We start from the raw sequence: 5,612 nt of genomic DNA, 5'->3' as shown, positions 1-5,612 counted from the left end.
AGTTAACAGTTAACAGTTAACAGTTAACAGTTGCACTAATCTTGAACGTATTCTCGATCGCTCAACAATGCAAGTTCTGCCCGCACAAATTCCCGTCCCAGATAAGCCGCGTGATCTAACATTGTCAGCGGGCTGGGGCGGGTTTCTTCTAAAATTTTGACGCAAAGTTCTTTGGCGGTTCTGCCGCTAAAAAGTGTGCACTGGGTGCGTTCTACCTTGCCGCGGGCGGGGATCGGTTTGCCGGTTTCGGGATCGACAGCCAGGCCGCGATCGTCGATGATGTTGGTGAAGTGTTTGGCGCAAATTAAGCCGGTTTCGCGATCGAGATAGATGATGAAGTAGCCACCCGGATCGAGGTCGATGTGGCGTTTGGAGAGGTTGTCATCGATGGCGGTGAGGTTTTCCAAGGTTTGACTCATGGTTGGTGAAATGAAGTAAACAGTAGCTATATTTTTTTGCTATTCCTAGTTTAGTGGGCTGCGGGACAAGTTTGGGAATTTTTGGGCGATATTATAGATGATATCTGCAGGCACGGTAATTTCCTGTTCGTCGCCTGGTTTTTGTTTGAATGAGTATTATTAACCGCAGAGAGCGCAGAGAACGCAGAGTGAAAGAAGAAAGAGAAACAAAATCTGTTATTATTGGGTTGAGCAAGATTTAGCATTAAATTATAGATGAAATTTATAGATTTGTTTTCGGGAATAGGAGGTTTCAGACAAGGTTTTGAAAAACAGGGCTTTGAATGCGTTTTTTCCTGCGAAATTAATAGCAAATGCCGAGAAGTTTACGCAGAAAATTTCGGCGAAGTGCCTTTTGCCGACATCAGTAACATCCATCCCGCCGAATTAGTAGACTTTGATGTTTTAGTCGCAGGTTTTCCGTGCCAACCTTTTAGTATCTGCGGCAAAAAACTCGGTTTTGAAGATACTAGAGGGACGCTATTTTTCGATATTTGTAAAATCATCAAAGTCAAACAACCTCAAGTAGTTGTTCTGGAAAATGTCAAGCACTTAATCCATCACGACAAGGGAAATACCTTAAAAGTAATTATTGCGAGTCTGGAAGATTTGGGCTACAGCGTGAATTATAAAATGCTGAATGCTAAAGACTTTGGCATTCCCCAACACCGCGAAAGAATATTTATTATTGCAACTAAAGGTAAACCCTTCAATTTTTCATTCCTAAAAAGCAAGTTTCCGCCCAAACTCAGGGATTTTCTAGACGAGACGGGGGATTTTGAAATATTGGATAAATCAGAGTATACTTTAATTGATTATCCGAAACAGCAAGATTCGGGACTTGTGTTTGTAGGTTACAGAAATAAAGGTACTTGGAAAACTGGCGTGAGGCCGAATACAGAACATTTGTCGAGAGTGCACAGACAGCCGAATCGCATTTATTCGGTGGATGGCGTGCATCCGACAATTCCTTCGCAAGAAACATCGGGCAGGTTTTTTGTCTATTTTCCCGATCGAGATTTGGTGAGAAAGTTGACGCTGAAGGAATGTTACCGTCTCATGGGTTTTCCTGAAGCTTTTAAGAGTTATCCCGGTGCGGGGGAGAGTTACAAGCAAATTGGGAATTCGGTTTGCGTGCCGGTGGTGGAGGCGATCGCCCAAGAAATATTAATCGGCGGTTGAAACTCCTTCTATACGAAGTCAGGATGATTCGCGGACTAAGGAATAATAGCACTTGACATGATATAATATCACTTACAAATTCAATTTACACAAACTTTAAAATAGGATTGTTCACCCATGCAACTAGAAGACTATTTCGACTTTCAGCGGCCCGATGATATTCGCGTAAAAGGAACGAGAATCGGCATTGAAACCATTCTATATGATTTCATCCATCGCGCTCGCACTCCCGAACAAATTGCTCAAACTTATCCATCTCTAAACTTGGAACAAGTTTATGCTACTATCCTTTACTACCTGCACAACAAAGAGGCGGTTAGTAACTACATTGCTGATTGGTTGGAGTGGAGCCACCAGCAACTTAAAGCACAGCAACTTAATCCTCCACCTGGTATTGCCAGACTGCAAAAATTGAGAGCGGAACAAAAAGCTAAACAAATCACAAATGAGTCTGAATTATCTGTTAGATGAAAATGTAGATCCTAGTTATAAAGCTGAAATGCTGACACGCAATCCCGATTTGATAATTTGGTGCGTGGGCGAACCCGAAGCTCCGAGTCGAGGAACTTTAGATCCAGAAATTCTTAAATGGTGCGAGGAATATAACTTTATATTGGTAACGAACAATCGTAAATCGATGCCCGTGCATTTGACAGATCATTTAGCTGAGGGTTGTCATATTCCGGGGATTTTTCTCCTCAATGCAAAGTTAAGTATCGGACAAAATATTCGGCAATTGATTTTTATTGCTGAGGCATCTTTTGATGCTGAATATCAGGATCAAATAGTTCATTTGCGAGAAATTGTTTGAATAAATTTGTCAAGGGCGATCGCCAATTCGATCCTAACACAGCCTAATCATCTGCAATAATGACACGGCAGCAATAAGCAATAATACCAATTTCATAAAGTAGCGCTAGATATTACCCCCCCAACCCCCCCTTATTAAGGGGGGGCTAAGAATTCATCCATAGCACATATGAAAGAAAAATGGTATAAGGACACCGCACTGTGTCCCTACTACTACTACAAACAAGTATTACGCTGGAACTTGAACTTTTTCACTCCCCGAAAGCTCAAACGCCGCGTGAATTGCCTTCAAAGCTGTGACACCCTGGGCCTCATCCACAACGCAACTAATCTTAATCTCAGAAGTCGCAATCATTTGAATGTTGATTTTGTGCTGAGAAAGCGCTTCAAACATCTTAGCCGCAACTCCCGGATGCGCTACCATCCCGGAACCGACAACGCTAACTTTGGCGATTTCTGTATCGACTGCTACTTCCCCCCAGCCGAATTCTACTGCTGATTTTTCTAGGACTGTTTTAGCTGCTTCTGCGTCAATTTGTGCTACAGTAAATGCAATGTCGCGCGTTAATATGCCGTCGATATTGTGACACCGCTGCGATTGAATGATCGTGTCTACGCTAATATTTTCTTCGGCTAAAAGTCGGAACATTTTTGCTGCTACTCCGGGTCGATCGGGCAATTGGCGAATTGCCAGACGCGCTTGATTGAGATCCAAGGCTACAGCCCTCACAGCGGGCGGTTTATGCGACGCACAACGCAGCCCGACAGGGGAGTTGGCGACATCAAATGCTTTGCAAAGTTCGGCAACTGCCCGATCGCACTCTGCAGCATCGATCGTACAACTAACCTTCACCTCGGAAGTCGAAATCATCTGAATATTAATCCCCGCATCCGCCAAAGTATTAAACATCTGGGCCGCTACCCTCGGACGGCCGATCATTCCCGCACCCGCAATGCTAACTTTAGCTATGGGTCGTTCTTCTGCTTTCACTTCCGGTTCCCCCAATTCTGGGCGCGAATTCTTACCGAGGGAGGGCACGATCGCATCTGCAACCGCCACAGCTTGATTGAGGGAATTTCGCCTCACCGTAAAGGCGATATCGTTAGTATTTCCTTCGTGAATTGACTGAATAATTAAGTCTACATCGAGGTTTTGCTGCGCGATCGCCCCAAACAACCGCGCTGCTACTCCAGGGCGATCGGGCAAACGCAACAGCGACACCCCCGCCTGATCCAAGTCAAATTCCACCGCATCCACCGCTTTTGCGAGCTCCAAGCCCTCCAAAGGCCTGGGCGGTGGGGGTTGGGACACTACCCGCGTACCGGGAGCGTCACTCCAGCTAGAAAGCACCACCAGCGGCACGCCGTAATTCTTGGCAATTTCTACGGCGCGCGGGTGCAGGACTTTTGCGCCCAAACTCGCCAATTCCAGCATTTCGTCGCAGGTGATTTCGTCCATCAATTGCGCGTCGGCTACCAAGCGCGGATCTGTAGTTAGAATTCCGGGCACGTCAGTATAAATTTCGCATTTGTCTGCCTGCAGCGCTGCGGCGATGGCTACTGCTGTGGTGTCGGAACCGCCTCTACCCAAAGTAGTAATTTCCAATTCTGCGGCGTTAGCGATGCCTTGGAAACCTGCGACGACTACGACTTTACCGCTATTTAACTGGGTTTGGAGCCTGTTAGGGTCGATTCGCAAAATCCGGGCGCGGGTGTGGGCGGCTTCGGTGACAATGCCGACTTGGGCTCCGGTAAGGGAAATTGCGGGCTGTCCCATTTCTTGCAATGCCATGCTCAAAAGGGCGATCGATACTTGTTCCCCAGTCGAGAGCAACATATCCATTTCCCGCTTGCTGGGATTTGCGGAAATTTCCTTCGCCAGTTTCACTAAACCGTCAGTCGTTTTTCCCATCGCCGAAAGTACGACAACTAGGGAGTTTCCCAGCTTTACTGTTTTGACTACTCGTCGCGCTACTTCCAAAATGCGATCGACTGTACCAACCGATGTTCCGCCATATTTCTGAACAATTAGTGCCATAGGACTTTACACAAAAGTGATGCAATACTTTACTCTTAACCAATTAATACACGCAAACTCTGGATTATAGCGGATGTTGATCTTGTTTGTGAGGCTGGTGGTCGATCGGGCTTTTTGCAGCAGTCGGACTTATGCACTCTCAATCAAGAAACCGGGTTTTTTACGAGAGCGATCGTTTTGGGCGAGTATTCGGGCATAGGAAGCTCTAAGTTTCAATCCCTAGTAGGGAGTGGAGTTGATTGCGGCTTAAATTCTTGCATTGTTCAGTAATTCCTTCTAAAGTTTCAATCCCTAGTAGGGAGTGGAGTTGATTGCGGCTAATATTTGATTCTTGTGTCCAAAATTCTCGAAAAGTTTCAATCCCTAGTAGGGAGTGGAGTTGATTGCGGCCGAGCCAAATCAATCGAGTTAATGATTGATACGAAGTTTCAATCCCTAGTAGGGAGTGGAGTTGATTGCGGCTTCCATAAAATGCTCGATAGCATCTAATTGGCTTGTAGTTTCAATCCCTAGTAGGGAGTGGAGTTGATTGCGGCTCGGCGGGCCGGCTGATTACTTCGTTGATTTTAAGTTTCAATCCCTAGTAGGGAGTGGAGTTGATTGCGGCTGCAAAATACCGTGAGTTAAACAAACAGCTTGTCAATGTTTCAATCCCTAGTAGGGAGTGGAGTTGATTGCGGCTTTGGTCGCCGCGTTGAAGCTTTACTGTTAAGTCAAATTGTTTCAATCCCTAGTAGGGAGTGGAGTTGATTGCGGCGGATTGACTGGAAAGATGGAAGCCATCAAGTTGGGTTTCAATCCCTAGTAGGGAGTGGAGTTGATTGCGGCTCATGCTCAAAAAGTTCTCCAGTTCCATTTCCCCGTTTCAATCCCTAGTAGGGAGTGGAGTTGATTGCGGCGAAGATGCCATTTTGTCTTACATCCAGCACCGCGTTTCAATCCCTAGTAGGGAGTGGAGTTGATTGCGGCGAAGTTCCTTTGGGTGCAGTGGTTGCAATTGCCGATTTGTTTCAATCCCTAGTAGGGAGTGGAGTTGATTGCGGCCCTTTCGGTCTCTGTATACGGCAAGGAGTGTTGTTGAGTTTCAATCCCTAGTCGGGAGTGGATTTGATTGCGGCAAATTT

General features: G+C 45.9%; 5 protein-coding genes and 1 CRISPR repeat array. Of the genes, 3 read left to right on the top strand and 2 right to left on the bottom strand.

Features of this window, described 5'->3' with window-relative positions; genetic code table 11:
* Positions 1 to 35: 35 nt before the first annotated feature.
* Positions 36 to 419: a DUF4346 domain-containing protein gene (locus WBA89_RS27485; protein WP_424410811.1), complete on the bottom strand. Its 384-nt coding sequence runs from the start codon at positions 417 to 419 to the stop codon at positions 36 to 38.
* A 255-nt stretch (positions 420 to 674) separates the two neighbouring features.
* Here WBA89_RS27485 and WBA89_RS27480 point away from each other — a divergent pair, with 255 nt between their 5' ends.
* The 3 genes from WBA89_RS27480 to WBA89_RS27470 all read left to right on the top strand — a co-directional run bounded on the left by WBA89_RS27480 (position 675) and on the right by WBA89_RS27470 (position 2,451).
* The gene (locus tag WBA89_RS27480) at positions 675 to 1,640 is read left to right on the top strand and encodes a DNA cytosine methyltransferase (protein WP_424410810.1); all 966 of its coding nucleotides are present in this window, start codon (positions 675 to 677) and stop codon (positions 1,638 to 1,640) included.
* 117 nt (positions 1,641 to 1,757) lie between these two features.
* Positions 1,758 to 2,111, top strand: a complete 354-nt coding sequence (locus tag WBA89_RS27475) for a DUF433 domain-containing protein (RefSeq protein ID WP_424410809.1) — start codon at positions 1,758 to 1,760, stop codon at positions 2,109 to 2,111.
* The gene (locus WBA89_RS27470; RefSeq protein WP_424410808.1) at positions 2,086 to 2,451 is read left to right on the top strand and encodes a DUF5615 family PIN-like protein; all 366 of its coding nucleotides are present in this window, start codon (positions 2,086 to 2,088) and stop codon (positions 2,449 to 2,451) included. Before WBA89_RS27475 ends, WBA89_RS27470 begins: the two co-directional genes overlap by 26 nt.
* 228 nt (positions 2,452 to 2,679) lie before the next feature.
* Here the strand turns inward: WBA89_RS27470 and WBA89_RS27465 are convergent, their stop codons facing one another.
* On the bottom strand, positions 2,680 to 4,488 hold the full coding sequence (locus tag WBA89_RS27465) for an aspartate kinase (RefSeq protein ID WP_424410807.1): 1,809 nt from the start codon (positions 4,486 to 4,488) through the stop codon (positions 2,680 to 2,682).
* A 209-nt stretch (positions 4,489 to 4,697) separates the two neighbouring features.
* Positions 4,698 to 5,606: direct repeats of the CRISPR family, unit length 37 nt; unit sequence GTTTCAATCCCTAGTAGGGAGTGGAGTTGATTGCGGC.
* Positions 5,607 to 5,612: the final 6 nt, after the last annotated feature.

This window comes from Microcoleus sp., from assembly GCF_049646505.1.
In the GTDB taxonomy this organism is placed as follows: domain Bacteria; phylum Cyanobacteriota; class Cyanobacteriia; order Cyanobacteriales; family Microcoleaceae; genus Microcoleus.
Note: the sequence above shows the minus strand (reverse complement) of the source record. Positions and strands in the feature narration are given on the sequence as shown.